The sequence below is a fragment of the Chitinophaga sp. 01L420 genome (assembly GCF_056399985.1).
This window is the reverse complement of sequence record NZ_JBFTSK010000028.1, coordinates 1-21484: the sequence shown is the minus strand read 5'-3', so window position 1 is coordinate 21484 and position 21484 is coordinate 1. Positions and strand designations below refer to the sequence as shown.

The window sequence follows — 21484 nt, the reverse complement described above, 5'->3', positions numbered from 1 at the left end:
CTAAGCAATAGTATATTCATGACCTGGTACTTCATGTCATAAATTTAGTTGAAAATTCTTATATACAATATGCATCATTAAACATGTATGCAATGACTTTTTCCATGACAATCAGAAAAACAGCGCGTATTACACATGCAGGAGCGGATACAACTTCTCTGTGATGGCAGACAATATTTTATCAGGATGTTTAAAAATGAAAAAATGTTTACCCGGAAGTTTCCGAAAATCAACAGTAGCTACCGTTTCTTCCTGCCATAACCGGATATCCTCATCGGTCATTTTTTCTTCCGTACCTGTGATAACGGTAAAAGGTAAATTCAGCGGCAGACCGGTGGGCTTATACCGGAATGTTTCAGTAACCCGGAAATCTGCGCGAAGTATAGGCTCAAAAAAATCAAATAATTCGGTATCCGCTAACACCTCTTCGGGCATACCATCCAGCACCCTCATCTCCTCCAGGAAGGCTCCTTTCTCCATCAGGTGCCTTTTATGTTCACCCCAGGTTGCTGCGGTGGGTCCGGTTGTTCCGGTAATGAACAAATGCAGTGGTGCACGGTGACCAGCAGCTATGAGTTTCTGCGCCAGCAGGAAAGTAGCAATTCCGCCCATACTATGCCCGTAAATGGCATATGGCCGTAAATCTACCTGCCCCCTGATGACCTGATAAAGGTCATCGATAACCGCGTCCATATCCGTTAATGGCGTCTCCTGTATTCTGGCACCTCTGCCAGGATATTCCAGAGGTATGACTTTGAGATATGGTGGCGCTCCCGCCATCGCATTCACGTAAGAGTATTTGCTTCCGCCGGCAAAAGGCAGGCAATAAAGATCAATCGTTCTCATGAGAAATAGCTACATGGGTTTATACAATAAAAAATAAGTGATCAGGCCTCCGCATAAATGGTAATATCCTCTTCAATCAGTTTACCGTAATCCATCCGGTATATTTTATCTGCACAATGATAGTACCGGTCATCATGTGTGATCGCAATAATAGTAATTCCCTCCTGCTTAAGCAAAGGGATGATTTCTGTATAAAACTTTTTCCTGAAGTACGGATCCTGGTCAGCGGCCCATTCATCAATGATCAGCACCGGTTTTTCTTCCAGTAGCGCTGCAATCAGTGCCAGCCGTTTCCGCTGCCCGGTAGAAAGATCGGTAGTGGAAAAACCGGTTCCCTCCATTTTGATCTTGCCTTCCATTTCAAACAACTTCAGATAATAGTGCCATTTAGCCATATCCGGATGCTCCAGGCCTACCAGTTCATTGAACAGGTAAAAGTCGCTGAATACTACCGCAAAACAGGTTTTATAGGTATTGTAGTTGTCAGGTGTAATCAGGATTTCATTCAACCGGATCTCTCCTGCGGTAGGTATACATAATCCCAGCAAAGTATGTACGAATGTTGTTTTTCCGCTGCCATTGCCACCATAGATAAATATCACCTCTCCTTTTCTGATCTCAAAATTTACCGGACCAATGCCGAAACCAGGTGCGTCTCCTGCGTAGCTAAATTCAAGTGCTGTTGTGGTGATCTGATCAAAATCGGCGCGTTTGATATAATGTGCGGCCTCCTCATGCTGCTGTCCGGCAGCTTCCAGTTCTGTTTTCAGCCTGGTAAGCCTGCCAGAGGCTACTCCTGCCCTGCTCAGGGTTGGTAACAACACCATGATCGTTTCTATAGATGTTAGCAGGTATAACAGCGTAAATATGAAACTTACTGTGTTATCGGGCTTTACATGCAGTACAATACTGAAGAAAAGCAGGATGGAAGAAATCAAAATATAAAAAAGTATCTGGCCGGTAATCTGGTTGTTCAGGAAGCCTGTAAAGGCGGCCGCATTATCACGATAGGCTTTGTCTGCGATCACAGCAATCTGTTTGCTGTAAATAGCTTTCCCTTTACGGGGTTCCATAAAAATCTCCTTGAATCCATTCAGAATAGCATTGAACTGTTTGATAAAATCATCTTCCAGCCCTCTCGCCCGTTGGAAATCACCTGTATTTTTTTTGGCGGTAAAATGATAAATCGCTACACCGGTAAGCGCAAAAGCCAGTGTAATCAGAAACAACACCCATGACACAGACGCCAGGTATACCAAACAGGAAAGCGCCATGACGGTGGCGGTGAAAAAATCAATAATACTGAGCGATGCCTGGGTAAGTATATTCACATCATTCACGATCACGGCATAAATATGTGGCTTCTTCTCTGCCATCTGCCGGTAACCCGCTCCTAACATCAGGGAAAGGATTTGCTTACGCAACTTCCAGAACAACTGTTGAGAGAGATGTATGATGGCCAGCGACAATGTTCTTCTTGTCCAGATGAACAAGAGGATGATGGCCGCAAAAATAATAATATACTCCCGGCTGATGCCGGTAAGGCCACCGGCTATCAATAGCCCTATCACCCTCGTGACCATATTGATGAACAGGAAACTGCAAAGACCCGAAAAGATACCAGTCATTACATATTTCACCAATCCCCACCGGCCGGTCAATGGCAATACCATTTTCCATAATTGCTTCATAATATTCAGTTGTATTGGCCTTATTGTGCCGTATTGGTTTCTGCTTTCATCACTTCTATCTCTTCAGCTTTTTTCAGCACATTGATATTCTTCAGTGCAAATCCATTGTATCCATTCACACGTTGTACGATCTCATACAGAAAAAAGGGCCTGTCGCTGATAGGTTTGATAAATTTCTGCAACAGATAGGTATCTTCTTCCTTATCGATCAGTATGCCGTGCTCCTGCAACAAGTCAATGTCCATGGCGGCAAAGTCCGGGTTCTCACGCAGCAGCGTATAATAGGATGGCGGGAAGCTAACAAAGTCCACTTCCTTTTCAATGAGCGCTTTGGTGGTGGCCACAATATCTTCCGACAGGAAAGCCAGGTGGTGGATGCCCGGACCAAAGCGGTCAATGTTCTGCTGTACCTTGGACTTGTGGAGATATGTTTCCGCTTCTGCCATCACGAGCGTCAGCTTTTTATCGGGCGACTGATTAATATTCAGGATCATGCCGGTCCGGTTGTCTTCACTCCGCTGAATACTCTGCACATGCTGCGTACCAATGGCGTTGGTAAGATATTTTGTCCAGTAGGCAATCTCATTGATCCTCACCTCTGCGGCAATATGATCTACGGCTACCAGGTAGGCCGGTCCGCCGGCTTTGCTCTTCCGCGCTTTGTAACCGGGTTTAAAGCTGCCCTGATAGGAAGACCGGTCTATAAATACAATCTCGCTGTTATCATACAACTTTACTGCAGCTTCTTCTACCTGTCCATATTCATCCGACAGGATCTCCGGAAACCTGGATGGAATGGCGCCATGGGTGATACTGTGTTCGAAAGCCTCCCGTACATTATCGGTCACCAGGGCAAATCTCCTGACACCACAATATTGCTGGGCAATGAAGGTGGCTATTTCGTTACTGATCAGTGTATGTCCGGTTGGAAAAGAGGTGGTGAGCACCAGCCTTACATCCCCACTTTCCAGCACATAGGAAGCAGTGTTAATGGATTCCGCTACCGCCGTGATAACAAAGCCCAGTGCCTGCGTATGCCAGTAGGCCAGCGCTTTGGCCATCGGGGTGTATATCTCAACATAATCAATATCGTAACCTTTCAGAAAGTTGTTAGTCATATGGAATATTTTAAAGATTATAAATGGATGCTTCTGCCATTTCAGCTTTGGAATTGACGGCTACCATGTGGTGCAGGTATTCTGCGAGTTGCTTTACGCCCTGTTCAATGGCCTGGATGGACAGGTTGGAAAAGGTTAAACGGATTTCATTCTCTCCACCTGATTTGAGGTAGAAATACCGCATGGGGCAGAAGATGACATTATACCTGCTCGCGCTTTCAAATACGCTGTTGTTATCTATGGCAAAAGGCACGGTCATTTTGATGAAGAAACCACCTTCCGGCCTGTTCCAGCTAATTTCCCTGGCCCATTCATATGCGCCGATATACCTGTCAAGGGCGTTGATCATCACCAGCTGCTTTTCCTTATAACTTTCGAATTTAGGTTTGCTCCAGGTACTCAAACTATAATCAAGATCCAACAGCACACCTCCCAGGATGGCCTGATTAATAGTCGGGGTATTGTTTGTCAGCTGCGCCTTTACCTTTACCATTTCATCGATCAGTGGTACCGTTTCGCCGTAGGCATTTTCTATCTGTTGATCTGCTGCTATTAATCCCAAACGGAGACCAGGAAACAGCGATTTAGAGAAAGAGCCTACATAAATTACCCGGTTGAATTTGTCGAGCGATTTCAGCGTAGGGTTTTTCTTCTGTGCGTAGGTAAAACTGTTATAAACGCTGTCCTCTATGATCAGGAAATTATATTTCTCTGCCAGTTCCAGTAGCTTAAGGCGGTTGCCCACAGGCATACAGGACCCGGAAGGATTCTGATAGTCGGGGATCACATACAGCAGCTTCACTCTTTTTCTCGCACTGTTGAGCGCCAGCAGCGTATTTTTCAGCTCATGCAGATTGATGCCTTCTTCATCGGTGGAAATACCAGTAATATTATAATCAAATATCTTTGCGAAAGAGCTGAGACCTATGTAACTGGGATCTTCCACCAGGATCACATCATCTTCCCGTTCACATATAGCAGATACAATAATGGCAAATGCTTCCTGCGCTCCTACTGTCATCAGGATATCTTCTTCTTTTACATAAATGTTCTCATCCCTGCGGAGATATTCTGCAACGATGTCATTCACGATACCTTTCGTTTTGTTATACTGGCCGATCTTGTTAATAACATTTTTTCTTGACTGACCTGTCTTTGCTACCAGGTGATCTACAAACACATCAAACTTTGACATATGATCTGTAATGTCAAAGAAGTTCTCATCCGGCTGACCAGCAACAAATGAAAGTGCTTTAGGAAAACGATATTGTATATCATTCAAAAAGCCGATCACATTATTGAATCCTTTGCCAAGATGTGTATTAACGTGGTAGTTTCTCAGTACAAGATCCGGTGCAGTCAGCAGCAGATGCTGTTGCAACGTAGCTTCCAGGTTCTCCAGGCAGTTGAAAAGGTCATCAAATGAATTGATGATAAAATATTCATTCTGCAGTTTGAATGGATTATAGAGGGTCTTGAAAATATGTTCCAGGTCAAATGCATACTTTGGCGTTTTCTCGCTGTAAACATTACCGATTTCCTCCGCAGAGGTGATCACGGCGCCACCATATGGTTTATGCTGACCATCTTCATGAATCAGCCCCATTTCGTAGGTGAACCAGTACAACCGGCCCAGGAGCTCCACGGCCCTGTCATGGTTGATATACTTAATGGCGATGATGCTGTAAGCCGTGAGAAAACGTGTAAATTTTTCATTGGTCAGCAGCGGCAGATGTCCGCAGATATCATGAAAGATATCAGGTTGTTCACTGAAGTCCAGTTCTGCGGGCTTTCTGAGCGGCACGGTAACAGGATACTTTTTGTTGATGAGCATGTAGAAGAAATCTTTGGTTGGCAGCAGTCCGGTAACCGGCACCAGCGTCCATCCTGAAATGTCTTCCAGCCGTTTGCTCACGTCTTCTATGCGTACCACTTTCTCCCTGTCTATTTCCAGGTTAATAAATCCCTGAAGGTAGTCCCGGGATATTTTGCTCTGATCCAGGGCGCCCTGTCTTTGACAAAGGGTTCGCCAGGTGTGATGATCTTCACTTGTATAACTTTCGTAGTCCTGGTTAATAATATACTGTTGCATCGATATTAATTTAAATGGGATTAAATAATTTTTCCGGGATTCAGTATGCCATTAGGATCAAATACTGCCTTTATCTGTTGCATCAATCTGAGATGTGTATCTGAGAACTGCAGGTGCATCAGGTTTTTCTGCAATAGCCCGATGCCATGCTCTCCTGATATGACCCCACCATGTTCCAGCGCCCAGGTATATATTTCTTCAACTGTTTTTGCCATCCCCTTTTCATCATGTGCAGTTGTTTTATCCAGCAGCAGCATGGTATGCATATTACCATCCAGTGCATGACCAAAACAAACGACCCGAATGCCATTCCTGCTGCCTATAGCCATTGCTGTTGTGATATACTGATGCAACACCGACAAGGGGACACAGATATCGATGTCGCGATACCGGCGGCTGCCATGCGTAAGTGCTGCGCCTATGCTGAACCGGAGTTTCCAGAGCTTTTCCATTTCGGCTGCACTGCCCGCGGTGAGGATATCTTCCTTTGTATACCTTTCCAGCAGCGTCGCTGTTTGTTCCATTGCCAATACAAGGTGGCTGTCGGTAGCTTCCTGCAGGTTTATCAGCAAATGCGCGTGGATGCCCTCTTTTACCAGTGGTTGTGGATGCCCCAGGTACGCGGCTGTGATTTGCAGGGCGTCATCACAAATCAGTTCTACAGCTGATGGCGACAGCGAAGATTGCCGGATAGCAAGTACGGCGTCAAAGGCATTTTCCAGGCTACTGAAACCTGCCAGCAACGATACTTCCATCATCGGCTGACGAAGCAGCCGGTATACTACTTTCGTAATAATTCCAAGCACGCCCTCACTGCCAACGAATAAACGGGTGAGATTAAATCCGGTACTGTTCTTACTTACATTAGCGCCTGTCCAGATGATCTCTCCGCCAGGTAATACCACCTCCAGGTTCATCACATAATCAGCGGTGCTTCCATATCTGCAGGAATTAATGCTGCCGGCATTCATCGCTACATTTCCGCCAACAAAAGAAAAAGTACTGCTGCTGGGAGACACCGGGAAATAAAGACCATGCCCCGCAACGGCTTGTACCAGGTCGGCAGTGATCACGCCAGCACCGGCTATTACATATCCTTCCAGTTCATTGATCTCATGGATCTGGTTGAAACGCTCCATCGACAACACCACGCCACCATACACCGGCAATGCACCGCCGGTGACGCCACTTCCGCCACCACGGGGTGTTACAGGCATACCAAACTGGTTGCATACTTCCAGGATACGGGCTACTTCTTCCGGCAGGCCAGGTTTAACAAGTACTTCAAATCCATAACTGAGATCAAGGGTTTGATCCTTTCCGTATTCCTGCAGTGAACCGGCATCAGTAAATACATACCGGGAGCCGCAGATATCTTCCAGGGCGCTGAGCAGCGGAGTTAAAGCGCTAATAGAGTTATCGGATGTCATCATTCAATCAGTTTATCAGGCTAACACTGCTTGTCTTTCATAATCGTATAACAGTTCTTTCTCTCCAAATAACCGCTCCGTCAGTATATTACGTTTGGCACATTCTTCTACCAGCAGGTTGGACTGCACAATAGGCTTTGACTCAGGGGTATATTTAATACTGCTGATAAATTCCAGCCATGGTTCCTGTCCCATCGCATATACATAGGCTTCTTTTGGATGAAATATATTGATCAGGTGCATGCCTCTTTCATAGTCACAACCTGCCAGTCTGCGCGACTGATCATTATCACGGGTGATGTCTTCCGTAAGTAGTGGACCATACAGCCAGGATAGCGGTGCGCCTTCACACTCCATACCCAGGAACAATACATCCACATCTCCCAGTACCCGTTGTATATGCTCATACAGCTTAGCTTCCAGCACACGGGAATCTGCTACAAAAAGGAATTTAAAATGATCTAATGCCACATGGAAACAGGTCTTTGCCCGGATGTTCAGATCACAATGCTCGCCGGTAAATGGCAATCCTGTAATCACACAATCTCCGAAACGGACTTCTTCCAGTTCATCAATCTCTATGACATTGTTAAAACCCATGCTCTGGAATACCAGCTTCAGGCTGGGATCCTGTAATGCGCCGCTGTTGGTAGCCGGTACGATCAGGTTCTTGATTTTATGACGCAGTGGCAGCAAGGTTTCCAGCACAATATGATCCTGGTGATTATGAGTGATCAGTACATAGTCGATCACATCAGGCAGGTCAATGTCAGAAAAATGCTCCACACTGGATTCGTATCCATAATAACTTACCAGCGGGTCCACAAGGATACTCACCTCTTTTGTTTCAATCAGGATACAGGCATGCCCGAAATAACGCATCCGGGCCTTGTCACCGGTATATTTCCTGTAGGCAGGATGATGCTTTTCTGTAAAGAACGTATTAAACAACTCCCTGTCTTTATCCGCCACGCCCAAAATAGCGGCTATCTCATCTACTGATCCGGGTGTTCTTCTCATCCTGCTCAGTACATCTATTCCTGCGTGATCAAATGGAATATCCAGGTGCAGTGTATCAGGATCATCCAGCTGTGGGGTACTCAGACAGAATGGACGTTCATCATTATTGGTGATCCATAAGGCGATACTCTGTGAGCCTTTGGCATAGAATTCACTCTTATACAGCAATGATTCAAACACACGGTAAGCCGGGTTGTTATTGAGATCATATACCAGTTCAACATATCCCTTCAAAATATCAGGTACTTTTTCATAGAGTGATTCCAGCGAGGAACCTTTGGCATTTGCTTTCAGCATTTTGTCCAGCTCCACGATTGCCTTTGCAAATGCAATCGCTTTTTCCTGCCTGATCTCTGTTTCTGCTTTCAGTTTCTTTACTTCATCTACGCGCTGCCCTTTATAATCCATGAAGGGGCCGCCCAGCATTTTCGGGTTACGTACTGCAGCCGCGTGTATCTGTGGTGACTGGATATACGAGTTCATGATTTTGAGGTGTCTCCCTACTACATTCATGGCAGCTGTAGCGGGAGAGATCAGATGGGTCCATGCATACCATCTGTCTACGAGCGGGCCAACAATCACATTTGGCTTTAGATACAAAAGCTGTGGGTTCATATATGTCCATTTTTKGGTTTAGAAAAAGTAACCATCAGTTTTCAAGCTTAGTGCCCGGAGGCGTGGCAAATACTATCTGTCCTGTAAACAGGGCTATCCCGGTAAGTAACCCGCCTATTATGCCGGCTGCAAGGATCAGGATGATCTTGGGTACAGACAGCAGTAGTGCTACTCTATCAAATACAAGTCCGTGGCCGATCATATCATAATACCAATCGCCACCAGACCATACCAGGAATCCGGCGAGCATGCCAACGGAAAAAGCGGCTATCTTCCAGCCTTTATAAGAAAGCACTACGCCCAGGATTAACACGGGTACAACAAAACTCCACCAGGGCAATACGCTGAACTGCCGGGTGATGCAGATCAACAGTACACAAAGTGGCAACACAATAATATTATTCTTCATGATCCTGCTTTTAGGGTCCAGGTGTTAACAGTATATTTTTTTGCTTCTGCTGCAGACAGGAATAAATTCAGTTGATAATACTTCCCTTTATTCCAATCGCTGATAAAATTATCATAGTAGGGACTGCCGATATTACCGGACTGCCCTCCGGGGTAAATGCCATATGCACGTGGCCTGTCGCCAAGTTCAACGACCATTCTCCAGGAAGGGCCCCAGGTGGCCGACGTAGCATTGATGGCATCCGGGTGACCAGCTGCCGGGAGACCGGTGCGGCTTAGTGCTGGGATGCCTGTCATATGCATAATGTCTACACGGTTCATCTGGCCCCATTCATTCCGACCAGTTGTTTCCAGTTCTTCGTACCGCTTTACAGCGGCAATAAATGCGTCTGTAATGATATCAGGCGCCGCTTCCCTGCGGGCAGTAGCTATCCGGTCGAAATAAATGTCACCGGGCGATTGGGTAATCATGTCTGCCAATACATATGGATCCGGCGCCCGCAGGTAGAACGAATAATTATACAATTCATCCCAGGTATCTTTTTCAATATTCTTCCACCACAATTCAAACAACCTGGCATTTTTATCCTGCAGGTCATAGGTACCTTTCCAGGTACTTAATTTTTCCAGCAGTTGTTGCTGTTTACCGGATAGCGTTCCTGGCAGGATATTACTGAGCAGCGCGGGCAATAAGGTTACTGCCACATCATTTGTATTGTTCAGCTGCAAAGCCTCCATACTTGCGATATCAAATAAAGTATCTTTCTCCAATGCCTTCCTGATGCTGTTGGCCCTTGTTTCGGTATAATAACCATTGTAGTAATAAGGATAGTCCGCATAGGCAGGATGCTGATTGGCAGACACCACATAATTGCAGACAGGGTTAAGCAAATGCGGCAGGCTATCTTCCGGAATATATGCTTTGGGAAGAAATGTACTATTCGTTCCATCAAGAATAAAACGACCTTCTCCGCGCCATTTTACCGCCATACTTCCCTGATGATTCACGGATATCGTATTATCCTTACACGCAAACGTAAAGTTCTGTGCAGGGCAGGAAAAGTAAGCAATCGCCTTTTTATAGTCTGCATAGTTGCTGGCTGCTGCCAGTTCTATAAAAGTTTTGAATTCGTTGGAAGGCCGTTGCAGCTCCCATTTAAGGGCATGATCATTCAGATCGGGCTGGTTTGCCTGAAAGCTGTTATTCATCACAACAGGACCATGTATGGTACTATAAACGGTATCATAAAAAGGCTGCTGACCTTTTCTTCTGATGGTGTCCACCCTGCTTTGCAGGTCTGTCCATTTACCATCCAGTTCATACTTTTTATAGTCCGCAGACAATTTCAATTTGTACCAGTCCTTCACGTCATCAGCGCCGTTGGTGATACCCCAGGCAATGTTCTCGTTAAACCCAATGGTAAAAGCGGGTGTACCGGGAATAGAAACGCCATAAGCATTCAGGCCGGGAGCAGACAATTGCATTTCTACCCAGATACAGGGTAAGGTAAGATTCAGGTGAGGATCATTTGCCAGGATAGGAAAACCTGATTTTGTTTTCTTACCGGAAACAACCCAACTGTTACTACCTAAGCGGGGATTATAGGGGCTTTTTTTGATCACTGATCCGGAAGACAGGAAATTGTAATCCAGGTAAGCCGGCTTCTTAAAGGGGGTCAGCGGTTGCTGCGCACCTGTATGCCCGTTATCTACTATCGGCGTGATATGACCATTAAAATCAGGAAACAGTTTATTAAAATTATCTTCTCCCAATGCCAGTATCATTTTCGACATCACTACATCTTCATTGTATCCTGTCATCTGGGTGGCCATATATTTAAGGATCAATACACTTTTCAGTTTGGTCCAGGGTTCCGGCATGTAGTTCAGCAGCTTATATTCAAATGGAAGATGTTCCGGATCCAGCTCCATAATATAACTATTCACCCCATTGGTATACGCTGTTAAAACGCTATCCGTTTCCGGGTCCTGTTCCATCAGGGCCAATGACTGCCTGGCTGCTTCCAGGATCCCCATACGGCGCTGGTTACGGTCGTACTCCAGGAAAATGGCCGGGTCCTGTATTTCAGAAAGACGACCGGCAGCGGTATACGCCAGGAAATCCATCTGCCAGAGGCGCAGATAGGCGGTAACATATCCCTGAGTGAAATACAAATCACGCCGGTTGCCGGCATATACATGCGGCACTTTTCTATCATCGAAAAATACCTGTACCGTTGCCGACAACTCCGGTTTATCCAGCGTTAAGGAGGGTTCCTGTAAACGTATATCTGTGCCATTCCGGACTACTCCTGCAAACGGGTCCAATACATTTCCCAACGGAAAAACATTGAACAGTTGTAAAGACAATGCAAAGACCAGGATGATCAGCGCAAGCAACGGAAACAGCATATTTATATTAAATCTGCGCATATAATCATGGTTTAATGGTAGCTCTCTTTTTCTCTTCCTCCGCACTGTTGTTACCCTGTACTTTTTTCACTTTGCCAGTGCCAAAGCGATAGGTGATGTTGAGTTTCACCACACGTGTGTCGTTCTTTGCGGTCCACTCCTCTTTCATACTGGCCAGAGTAGTACTCCAGCGGTAAGGTTCTGTCCAGAAGATATCACTTACGTTCAATACAATAGCACAGCGGTTATCCAGCAGCATTCTTTTTATGCCAAACCCAAGACTGCACGTAGATTTAAAGATAGAAGGCCCTTCCTGGTAGCGTTGTTCATACCAGAAATTCAACTCCGCCGTCGTCTTTTTAGTGAGTGTAAAACTGTTGTCTGTACTAAAATAGAAAGATGGTATGCCGCTGTTGTTCAGCATATACCCGTTGACATCTCCGTTATATAATCTGTAATACAGCGACAGGTTATTGTTAGCCGACCACCAGTTGCTGATCGAACAGGAATAACTCAGGTCAAGATTATAAGAAGAAGCGCGGCGGATATTGATTGGCTTAGTACCTGTTACTCCGCTGTCTGCGTCCGGAAAAGAAGCTTTAGTCAGGTAGTCCTGGTATAATGTATAACCTGCTGTTATAAATAATTCATTCTGGTAAGAATAAGTGACTGCACCATTATAGGAAAGCTGCGGCCGCAGATAAGGATCTCCCTGTGTGTAGGAAATCGTATTCAGAATACGCTTCAGCGGATTTTTATCGGCATATGCGGGGCGATCTGTTCTCCTGCCCAACTGCACGTTCAGTCCTTGTTTCTCATTGATTTTATAATCAAGGAAAAAGGAAGGAAATAACTGCACATAATCCTGTTTCGTCACTTGCCCGGTAAGCACCTGTTCTCCTTTACCAATCGTCTGTTCCATACGAAGGCCCAACTGCAGGGTTAATTTCCCAAATTCCCTGTTGAGGTTCAGGTAGGCGGCATTTATATTTTCTGTATAACGAAAATAGTTGCTACGGGAGGAATCAGGCAGATGCTGTTGATTTACGATATTAAAATAATCGTTGTCACTTTTCGAATCTACATAGCTCGATTTCAGCCCTGCTTCCAGTTTCATTTTGTTGGCAAGTGGCTGGGTATAATCGGCCTTTGCTGCATAAATATGCAAACGTCCCCGTTGATCAAAGAGGATGTTGTCATGACTAATAAAATTCCCATGCGCATCATTGGTCGTATTACCAATCTGCTGATTAGAAGTATTGCCGTAATCGTCATAATCCACATCTACAGATAATTCTTTACCACTGGTATCCAACTGATGTACCAGGCGCATACCGGCGGAATAGTTGTTGAGCCGGTCTTTTGTATCATTGGTAAAGTCGTACCGGTTAGTGATCGTACTGTGATTGTTATACTCATCAGAATGAGAATCCGTGATATTCGTATGCCGCTGAATGGTACCGCTGCCGGTAATGGACAAGGTAGTACGGTCAGACAAAAACAGGTCGGCCCCTACAGTAGGCGTTGATGTACGATAGGTGCGCAGCTGATTATTTTCAGAGGCCACTTCAGATTTCAACGCATTGTTGTTATAAAAACTAATCCGGGAAGAAGAATAGCGAATCTGTTTATTGAATACATAAGCGTTGCTGGCAAACAAGTTGACCTTATTATTTTTGTAACTGAGGTCAAAGTTGCCATTATATTTCTCCCGTCTTCCCTGCCCGGCGCCTATGCCTACACTGCCGTTTACACCCTGTTTCCGGTTTTTTTTCTTTACGATATTGATGATGCCACCACTGCCGCCGGCATCATACCTGGCAGAAGGCTTGGCCATGATCTCGATCTTCTGCACACTGGAAGCAGCCATACCGCTCAGCATACTGGCAAGATCATCAGAAGATAAAAGTGTGGGCTTACCATCTATATAAACACTTACGCCGGCTTTACCATTCAGGTTGATCTGTCCATCCTGCCGTACCTGTACGCCTGGCAGTTTCTGCATCACCTCCAGTACGGAAGAACCAGCGCTGACAATGCTGTTCTCAATATTGGCAACAGTTCTGTCTATACGCCTTTCAATAAAAGGTTTCTCTGCCGTAACCGTTACTCCTTTAAGCTCTACCTGTGTTGGCTTCAGTGCCAGTACCCCCAGGTCTGAGGTGGATTGATCTGCGGTGATAAGGATACTACGGCTAACCAGTTTTTCGAAACGGAGTAATCTTATTTCAACGAAATAATTTCCGTCTTTTACAAATTCAAAAGAGAAGATGCCGTGTTCATCGCTGAGTGCTGTTTTATACACTACAGAATCAGCCGCTTTTTTAAGTAAAATAGTGGCGAAAGGAATAGCGCCATTAGCCTCGCCTGTCACACGCCCTTTAATGATCCCTTTATCAGCTACCTGGGCATGAGATAACTGAAAAGTTAAAAGCAGAAAGGATAGCACACAGAAAAAAATAGGGTTCGATCTTGTCATAAATACCAACTATTGGATGAATTGTTTAGACATGTTTTTCACAGCCGGGAGCCATAACGCACAATTAGCCGTTTTCACAATGGAAAAATGGTCACCTGAGGCATATGTAACGTTTACTTTACTGAAATAGTTTGACCAACGCCTTGCAACAGGTGTATTTTTTCGCGCTGCTGTCAGTATGAGGGCCACTTCATCCGGTAATTGTTCCGGGAAATCATATCCGGCAGCAAGGGATGCTATGCACAATTGCCAGAGCCGGAAAAAAAGCCCCTGCTCTATCACCACTCCCTTGCTATGTACTAATTTGAAAGCTTCTTCCGGGTCTTCGATATGATAATCCCCTCCATTCAACAGGTATTGCAATAAGAACGCGCCACCGTCAAATCTGTTATTCATTTGTATGGAGCTATCAACTATATTCTCCTGTGGAAATGCTTCTATCAATACGATATCCAGCACTGCTATCCCGCTATTTYTCAGCTGACGTAGCATCTCATACAATACGGTACCACCGTAGCTGTGTGCATACAAATGAATATGTGTGGCACCGCTGGCCTGTATAAGTGCGATATTGTGTGCCGCCATTTCCGGAATAGTGGTAAGTGGTGTCTCTCCATCTATCAATCCTTTCATCTGCAATCCGTAAACAGGACCGCTGCCGGGCACCTGTTGTGCCAGTTCCACATATCCATCGCTAACACCAGGCATGCCCGGGATGATGAAAGTGGCAACACCTTCACCCGCCCTTAATGTTATCCGGTGCTGATCTGCATCAGGTTCAGATAATGCGATGTATGCGGCCTGCTGTTCGATGGTAGCATTTTTCATCACATCTGCCAGTCGAAGGTTAGCACCTTCAAAAATACGATTTACCCGGTTCATCAACTGTATCATCAGCAGGGAATGACCACCGAGGTCAGAGAAAGGAATGGTGACTCCTATGTCTGTGACACCCAGGAGTTCCTGCCAGATCTGTAGCAGCCTTTCTTCTGTTTCGTTACGTGGGGCTATCAACTCCGCATGGCCGGCGTTAAGTGATACTGTGGGATCCAGTAATTGTTTTCTATCTATTTTACCACTGGTGTTATATGGAAATTGTTCCATGAACACATAATGTGATGGTACAGCGTAAACAGGAAGTACCTGCAGCAGATGTTGCTTTAGTTCATAAAAAGGAATTTCCTGTTGACCCGTGTAGAATGCAACCAGTGCATCTTTATGCGGTAATACCACCGCGCCGGTAACGTCTGCATGCGACAACAGTGCATTTTCTACTTCACCCGTCTCTATCCTGTATCCACGGATCTTTACCTGCCCGTCATTTCTGCCAAGGAAAATAATATTGCCATCCGGAAGCAGGCGACCCAGATCACCGGTGCGGTAAAGTCTTTCGCCCTGGCGGAATGGATGCTGTACAAATTTTTCGGCTGTCAGCGCTTCCTTATTCAGATAACCTTTGGCCAGTCCATCGCCTCCGATACAGATCTCTCCAACGGCGCCGAGTGGCAGCAGTTGTTCCTTTTTCCCAAGGATGTACAACTGCGTATTCCAGATAGGGCGACCTATAGGTACCCTTATATCCTGCGGGGAAGTACTATAATGAGAAACGTCGACAGAAGCCTCCGTTGGTCCGTACAGGTTATGTAATGGCGTGGTGGTGCTGCCATACCACTTTTTCACCGTTTCCAGCGAAAGGGCTTCACCACTGGTGATTACATGGCGCAGGCTATTCAGGGAAAGAATATTGTTTTCATCATCAAATAAGGCCGTCATAAAGGCATTCAGCATGCCTGCTACAAAGTGCACCATAGTAACCTTATGCTGACTGATCAGGGACAGGATATTAGCGGGTGCAGCCACATCCTGCTTTTCGCAGAGTATCATTTTTGCGCCGTTGCATAAAGGCAGGAAGATCTCCCAGACAGATACATCAAAGGTAAAGCTGGTCTTCTGAAGGATCACCTCAGATTGGGTACATCCATATTGCTGCCACATCCAGGCCAGCCGGTTGACGATTCCTTTTTGTGCAAGCATGCAGCCTTTGGGCTGCCCCGTAGAACCGGAAGTATAGATGACATACAACAAGTCCGATGAAGTACTTGATGCTGGCAGATTGCACGTTGTATATTCCGCAGCGGTTTTATTGAAATCTGCCAGCATCGCGGCGTTGATCACTATTTTACAATTACTGTCCTGCATGATGTACTTCACCCTTTCTGCCGGGTAATCCGGATCCAGCGGCACATAAGCTGCACCGGATTTGAGGATCCCCAATATGGCTATGATCAGCCATTCGCTCCGCTCCAACTGGATACAAAGCAGGTCGTTGGGCTTGACTTTAAAATTACGTTGCAGGTAATCCCCCAACTGATTGGCCCGCTGGTTCAGTTCCCGGTAGCTGAGTGTCATATCCGCAAAGACGATCGCTATATCATCCGGGTGACTCTCCGCCTGCTCTTCAAACAGAGAAATGATCGTTCTTTCAGCCGCATAGTCCGTGGTTGTATCATTAAACCCGGATAGTTGCTGCCATCGCTCCTCTGCCGTGAGTATATCCAGTTCTTCCAGAGAAGTATCCGGCTGCGCGGTTACTGCATCCAGTAACTGCAGCAGGTGGGCAGATAACCGTGTTATCGTTGCTTCCCCGTAGATATCTGTATTGTAACGGATAGTAGTATGTAATTCTCCGTTGGTTTCTGCAAAATCAAACAGCAGATCGAACTGCGCAGATCTGCTATCCGCCTCATATGCGTATACCTTCCATTCATCAGGCGCCTCTTCTTTCACCGCTTCGCTGTTCTGCAATATCACCATGATATTAAACAGGGCATTCCGGCTCATATCCGCAGGAAGATCAAGTAACTGTACCAGTTCATCAAACGGATAAAGTTGATGCGCATATGCTGCCATGGCCACCTCTTTCACCCTGGATAATAAGGTGCTGAAATCTTCTTCTCCCCTGAATACGGTTCGCAATGCCAATGTATTTACGTAGCAACCTATCTGATCTTCCAGGTCTGCATGGTCCTTCCCTGCCACCGGCGTGCCGATGATAAGGTCTTCCTGCGCGGTATATTTAAACAGGAGCGCTTTTACAACAGCCACCAATCCCATAAACAACGTACTATCTGTTGCGCGGACTAATTTACCGAGTCGTTCAGTCAGCGGTGCACTGATCACTGTTTTGACAGCCGCGCCGTTATACGTTTTGACAGCCGGACGGGGATAGTCACCGGGGAGCTCCGTCAGTGGCAGCTCGCCCTTAAATTGCGACAGCCAGTATGCCCTGTGGGGAGCCATCTCTTCCTGCTGCTGCCACACCGCATAATCCTTGTATTGTATCCTTAAAGGTGTCAGTTGCAAGCTGGCATGCTTATATAGCAACAAGAGTTCCCTGAATAACAGTGACATCGACCAGCCATCGCTGATAATATGATGCATCACGTAAGCAAATACCCATTTTCCTTTTTCCAGCTGATATAATCTTACTCTCAGCAGCGGGCCTGCGGAGAGGTCAAAAGGCTGCGACAGATATGCTGTGATCGATTCTTCCGGATGTGAGCCGGTTATTGCTATTTCAAATGGTGCTGCCGGTAAAATCACCTGTCTGATGATTCCTTCTTCGTCTTCCCGGAATACGGTCCGCAATATCTCATGTCTTTGCAGCAGCGTTGTAAATGAGCGGGATAATAAATCAGTATCCAGCGCTCCCTCAAACACATATACTGCAGGAATATTATACGCCGCATTTCCACCATCGAAATGACTCAGCGCCCATAACCGGCGTTGTGAAGCAGATAGTGGATAATACGCCCGTTCAGCCGCAACAGGGATGGTAACAAAAGCTGCCGAAGCGGTGGCGTCGATCAATGCCGCCTGGTCTTTCAGTATGGGAGTAGTAAACATTTGTGCCAGCGTCACCTTCACTTCAAACACTTTATGTATACGACTGACCAGCCGGGTAGCTTTCAGACTATGTCCGCCCAGGCGGAAGAAATTATCATTCCTGCCTGGTATACTGACGCCTAATATTTCCTGCCAGATAATGGCCAGTTTTTCTTCCGTACTGCCAACCGGTGCCAGATATACTGCCGCTGTTTGTACAGGCGCCGGCAGTAGCCTGCGATCCGTTTTGCCGGAAGCCGTAAGCGGTAATGCTTCCAGTTGTACGTAACGGGCCGGAATCATATAAGCGGGTAAGGATTGCCCTAACCAGGCGTCCAGTATAGCCGTATCCATCACAGACCGTCCTACCCAATAGGCCACCAGCTCTTTATCGCCATCTGTTGTATCTCTTGYCACCACTGCTGTTGCAATGGTATCCCGATGTCCCAGCAGCGCATTTTCTATTTCACCGGTCTCTATCCGGAAACCACGGATTTTCAACTGTCCATCATTTCTACCGGTAAAAACTATATTACCGTCTTCCAGCAAATAGCCTACATCACCGGTCCGGTATAATCGCTCGCCCTGATGGAAAGGATGTGGTACAAATTTCGCCGCTGTCAGTTCCGGCAAATTCCAATATCCTTTTGCGAGTCCTACTCCTCCGATACAAATTTCCCCGGGTACCCCCAATGGAAGTAACTGTAATCCTTTCCCAAGAATATATAACGAAGTATTCCAGATAGGTCTGCCTATAGGTATGATCACATCTTCCGGAGCGGTAGGATAACAGGATACATCTACAGATGCTTCTGTTGGACCATACAGATTATGCAGCGGAATGGATGTTTTACTATACCACTTCTTCACCGTTTCAGGCGAAAGCGCTTCTCCACTGGCCATCACTTTATTCAGACTCCGCATTTGACGGAGGTATCGCTCATCATCCGCCAAAGCCGCAATAAATACGTTCAGCATGCCCGGCACAAAATGCATATAAGTGACCTGATGCGTGCTGATCAGCGTCAGCAACCTATCAGGTGCAGCTACATCTTCTTTGGCACACAACACCATTTTTGCCCCAAAACATAAAGGCATAAATATTTCTACTACGGATACATCAAAAGTGAAATTTGTCTTTTGTAAAATGACATCTGCGGCAGAGAACCGGTAATGTTCCCACATCCACTGCAACCGGTTTACAACTCCCTGTTGCATTAACATACAGCCTTTGGGTTTACCGGTGGAACCGGAAGTATAGAGCACGTAGAGCAGGTCTTCAGGGATACCCACCGGCGCCAGGTTAGTGGGTGCACAATGGACTATCACTTTACGAAAATCATTTAACACCGATGTATCGATCAGCAAACGGCATTGACTATCCTGCAGAATGTAATTGATCCGCTCTTCCGGATAATCCGGATCTATGGGTACATAGGCGGCTCCTGATTTCAGCACACCCAGTATGGCAATGATCAGCCATTCGCTGCGTTCCTGTTTGATACAGATAAGGTCGTTCGGTCTAACTTCGTATTCGCAGCGCAGGTAGTCCCCCAACTGGTTGGCCAGGCGATTCAGCTCCCCATAGGTAAACTCCCGCTCTTCAAATACCAGCGCGATCCGGCCCGGTGCGCGGCGTACCTGTTCTTCAAACAGGGAAATGATGGTATTGTCTGCACGATAGGTGGCAGCGGTATCATTAAACCCAAACTGCTGCGCTTTTTCTGTTTCACTGAGGTGATCCTTTTGATCAATAATCGCCGCAGGCTGTAACACCATATCTTCCAGGATGCTGGTATACAATGCACCTATGCGCGCTGCTGTTAATCCGGCTTTCAGAGGTCTCGTCATGTGGAAGCCAAAGCTGTAAACGCCGCCCGTTACACTTACGGTAAAGTCGAACCAGGTATTGGTGCTGCCATTACCTTTAATATCCAATGGCACAAAAGCACTGCTGCCAACATCTTCTTTCACTGCGCTCAGTGCGTGAAAATCTATATAGTTAAAGAAACTGTCAAAGAATGGATTGCCGCCGGCAACCTGTTCGCCGGTAAGCGTAGCGATTTCAAGTAAACTTAGCTTTTCAACATCTTTCAACGTAATCAGCTTTTGTTTTACTTCACTGATCAGCGAAGCATAACTACCGTCTCCGGCCACCATCATCCTGAATGGAATGGTGTTCAGGAAACATCCGAGTACTTTTTCACTGTCTTCCTGGCCTGGTCGTGTATTAGTAACTACTCCGGTAACAATGTCTTCTTCAAATCCAAGTATTTTAAGCAAACAGAGATATGCACTCAGCGAGATGGCTTTAACAGTCGTTTTAAGATCTGCTGCTACCTGTTGCAATGCCTGCAAGGTGGCAGGTTCCAGCAACTGCGAATAGTTGGTGAACTGTTCTGTGGCGGTAAAGAGATGCTGCCTTTTATAACCGGATAATTCTTCGCTCCAGAAGCTCCTGATATTTTCATCCCGTTTGTCAATCTCATGCTGAATCACAAAATCCTTGTACCCTGATCTGAGACGGTCTGGCACGAAAGAAGGATCATGCGCCAGGTAGAGATAAAGATTATTCAGCTCTGTCATAAACTGTGCATCACTCCACCCATCCATGATAGCATGATGATACTGGCATACAAATACTACATTCCCTTCGCCCAGGTTGAAAACAGCAATGCGCCACAGCGGTGCAAGGGTAATATCAAAGGGACGATTCAGTTCGGCCTGCACAAAATCCTGTATGACCTGTTGCTGTTCCCACAGCAGCAAACCCGATAGCTCCTGGTAGGGAATAGATACCTCGATCTTCCTGCTCACGATCTGTACAGGCACTTCAAAATCATTGACATTAAAACCGGTTCGCAGGATATCATGTTTATCCGCCAGTAGTTGCACGGCATAACGGAACCTATCTATATCAAACCCCGGAAATATGCGCTGATGGATAATCTGATCATGAAACACTCCTACGCCGTTGTTCAGTGAAGAAGCGAATACCATTCCCTTTTCAATATCACTCATGGGGAACAGATCAGCAATATTTTCTGTATCATCCAGTGAAGACAATACCCGTTCTTTCAGTTGTTCTATTTCTTCATTTACCTGTAGGGCCAACTCCCGGCGGATACTGTTCTGTTCATTTACCACCGTATTGTTCACGGTTAACCAATCAAACAATTGTTCGATCGTATTATACTTGTAAATATCCGCGACCGGTACATCCAGCTGTATTCTTTTCTTCATTTCACTCACCATGCGCAGGATGCGGATGGAGTCACCACCGAGTTCAAAAAATCCTTCCCGGATACCTATTTTTTCTTTACCCAGTATTTCCTGCCAGATGAGCACTAATTGTTCTTCCGTAGCATTACGCGGCGCTACATAGGCTATACCGGAATCCATGCTGCCCGCTCCCGGCGCTGGTAAACGTTTCTTATCTACTTTACCGTTGGGTGTCAGCGGCAATTCATCCAGCTGTATATAATCTG

10 protein-coding genes are annotated in these 21484 nt (G+C 46.0%); all 10 read right to left on the bottom strand.

Annotated features, from left to right (window positions below; all coding sequences use genetic code 11):
* Nucleotides 1-129 precede the first annotated feature (129 nt).
* Genes AC1DP6_RS23420 through AC1DP6_RS23375 form a run of 10 tightly spaced genes read right to left on the bottom strand, consistent with a single transcriptional unit; the run spans nucleotide 130 to nucleotide 21461 of the window.
* Nucleotides 130-846, bottom strand: coding sequence for a thioesterase II family protein (locus AC1DP6_RS23420; RefSeq protein ID WP_477056996.1), 717 nt, complete (start codon nucleotides 844-846; stop codon nucleotides 130-132).
* Nucleotides 847-887: 41 nt separating this feature from the next.
* Nucleotides 888-2537 carry a cyclic peptide export ABC transporter gene (locus tag AC1DP6_RS23415; protein ID WP_477056995.1) on the bottom strand — a complete coding sequence of 550 codons (1650 nt, stop codon included), beginning with the start codon at nucleotides 2535-2537 and terminating at the stop codon, nucleotides 888-890.
* 20 nt (nucleotides 2538-2557) lie between these two features.
* The gene (locus AC1DP6_RS23410; protein WP_477056994.1) at nucleotides 2558-3655 is read right to left on the bottom strand and encodes a hypothetical protein; all 1098 of its coding nucleotides are present in this window, start codon (nucleotides 3653-3655) and stop codon (nucleotides 2558-2560) included.
* 10 nt (nucleotides 3656-3665) lie between these two features.
* Entirely contained in the window at nucleotides 3666-5747 is a 2082-nt protein-coding gene (locus AC1DP6_RS23405; protein ID WP_477056993.1) for an aminotransferase class I/II-fold pyridoxal phosphate-dependent enzyme, read from the bottom strand.
* 20 nt (nucleotides 5748-5767) lie between these two features.
* The gene (locus AC1DP6_RS23400) at nucleotides 5768-7180 is read right to left on the bottom strand and encodes an FAD-binding oxidoreductase (protein WP_477056992.1); all 1413 of its coding nucleotides are present in this window, start codon (nucleotides 7178-7180) and stop codon (nucleotides 5768-5770) included.
* A 12-nt stretch (nucleotides 7181-7192) separates the two neighbouring features.
* Complete coding sequence (locus AC1DP6_RS23395; RefSeq protein WP_477056991.1) at nucleotides 7193-8812, bottom strand: MBL fold metallo-hydrolase; 1620 nt, start codon at nucleotides 8810-8812, stop codon at nucleotides 7193-7195.
* A 34-nt stretch (nucleotides 8813-8846) separates the two neighbouring features.
* On the bottom strand, nucleotides 8847-9221 hold the full coding sequence (locus tag AC1DP6_RS23390) for a hypothetical protein (protein WP_477056990.1): 375 nt from the start codon (nucleotides 9219-9221) through the stop codon (nucleotides 8847-8849).
* Nucleotides 9218-11653: a penicillin acylase family protein gene (locus AC1DP6_RS23385; protein WP_477056989.1), complete on the bottom strand. Its 2436-nt coding sequence runs from the start codon at nucleotides 11651-11653 to the stop codon at nucleotides 9218-9220. Before AC1DP6_RS23385 ends, AC1DP6_RS23390 begins: the two co-directional genes overlap by 4 nt.
* A gap of 4 nt (nucleotides 11654-11657) precedes the next feature.
* Nucleotides 11658-14111 (bottom strand): outer membrane beta-barrel protein, encoded by a 2454-nt coding sequence (locus AC1DP6_RS23380; RefSeq protein ID WP_477056988.1) that lies wholly within the window; start codon nucleotides 14109-14111, stop codon nucleotides 11658-11660.
* Nucleotides 14112-14120: 9 nt separating this feature from the next.
* On the bottom strand, nucleotides 14121-21461 hold the full coding sequence (locus tag AC1DP6_RS23375; protein WP_477056987.1) for an amino acid adenylation domain-containing protein: 7341 nt from the start codon (nucleotides 21459-21461) through the stop codon (nucleotides 14121-14123).
* Between the last annotated feature and the right edge of the window lie 23 nt (nucleotides 21462-21484).

Bases quoted from the DNA above. Each gene is read 5' to 3' on its own strand.
- AC1DP6_RS23420 (WP_477056996.1), bottom strand. From the start codon at position 846: ATGAGAACGATTGATCTTTATTGCCTGCCTTTTGCCGGCGGAAGCAAA.
- AC1DP6_RS23380 (WP_477056988.1), bottom strand. From the start codon at position 14,111: ATGACAAGATCGAACCCTATTTTTTTCTGTGTGCTATCCTTTCTGCTT.
- AC1DP6_RS23410 (WP_477056994.1), bottom strand. From the start codon at position 3,655: ATGACTAACAACTTTCTGAAAGGTTACGATATTGATTATGTTGAGATA.
- AC1DP6_RS23390 (WP_477056990.1), bottom strand. From the start codon at position 9,221: ATGAAGAATAATATTATTGTGTTGCCACTTTGTGTACTGTTGATCTGC.
- AC1DP6_RS23405 (WP_477056993.1), bottom strand. From the start codon at position 5,747: ATGCAACAGTATATTATTAACCAGGACTACGAAAGTTATACAAGTGAA.
- AC1DP6_RS23385 (WP_477056989.1), bottom strand. From the start codon at position 11,653: ATGCGCAGATTTAATATAAATATGCTGTTTCCGTTGCTTGCGCTGATC.
- AC1DP6_RS23395 (WP_477056991.1), bottom strand. From the start codon at position 8,812: ATGAACCCACAGCTTTTGTATCTAAAGCCAAATGTGATTGTTGGCCCG.
- AC1DP6_RS23415 (WP_477056995.1), bottom strand. From the start codon at position 2,537: ATGAAGCAATTATGGAAAATGGTATTGCCATTGACCGGCCGGTGGGGA.
- AC1DP6_RS23400 (WP_477056992.1), bottom strand. From the start codon at position 7,180: ATGATGACATCCGATAACTCTATTAGCGCTTTAACTCCGCTGCTCAGC.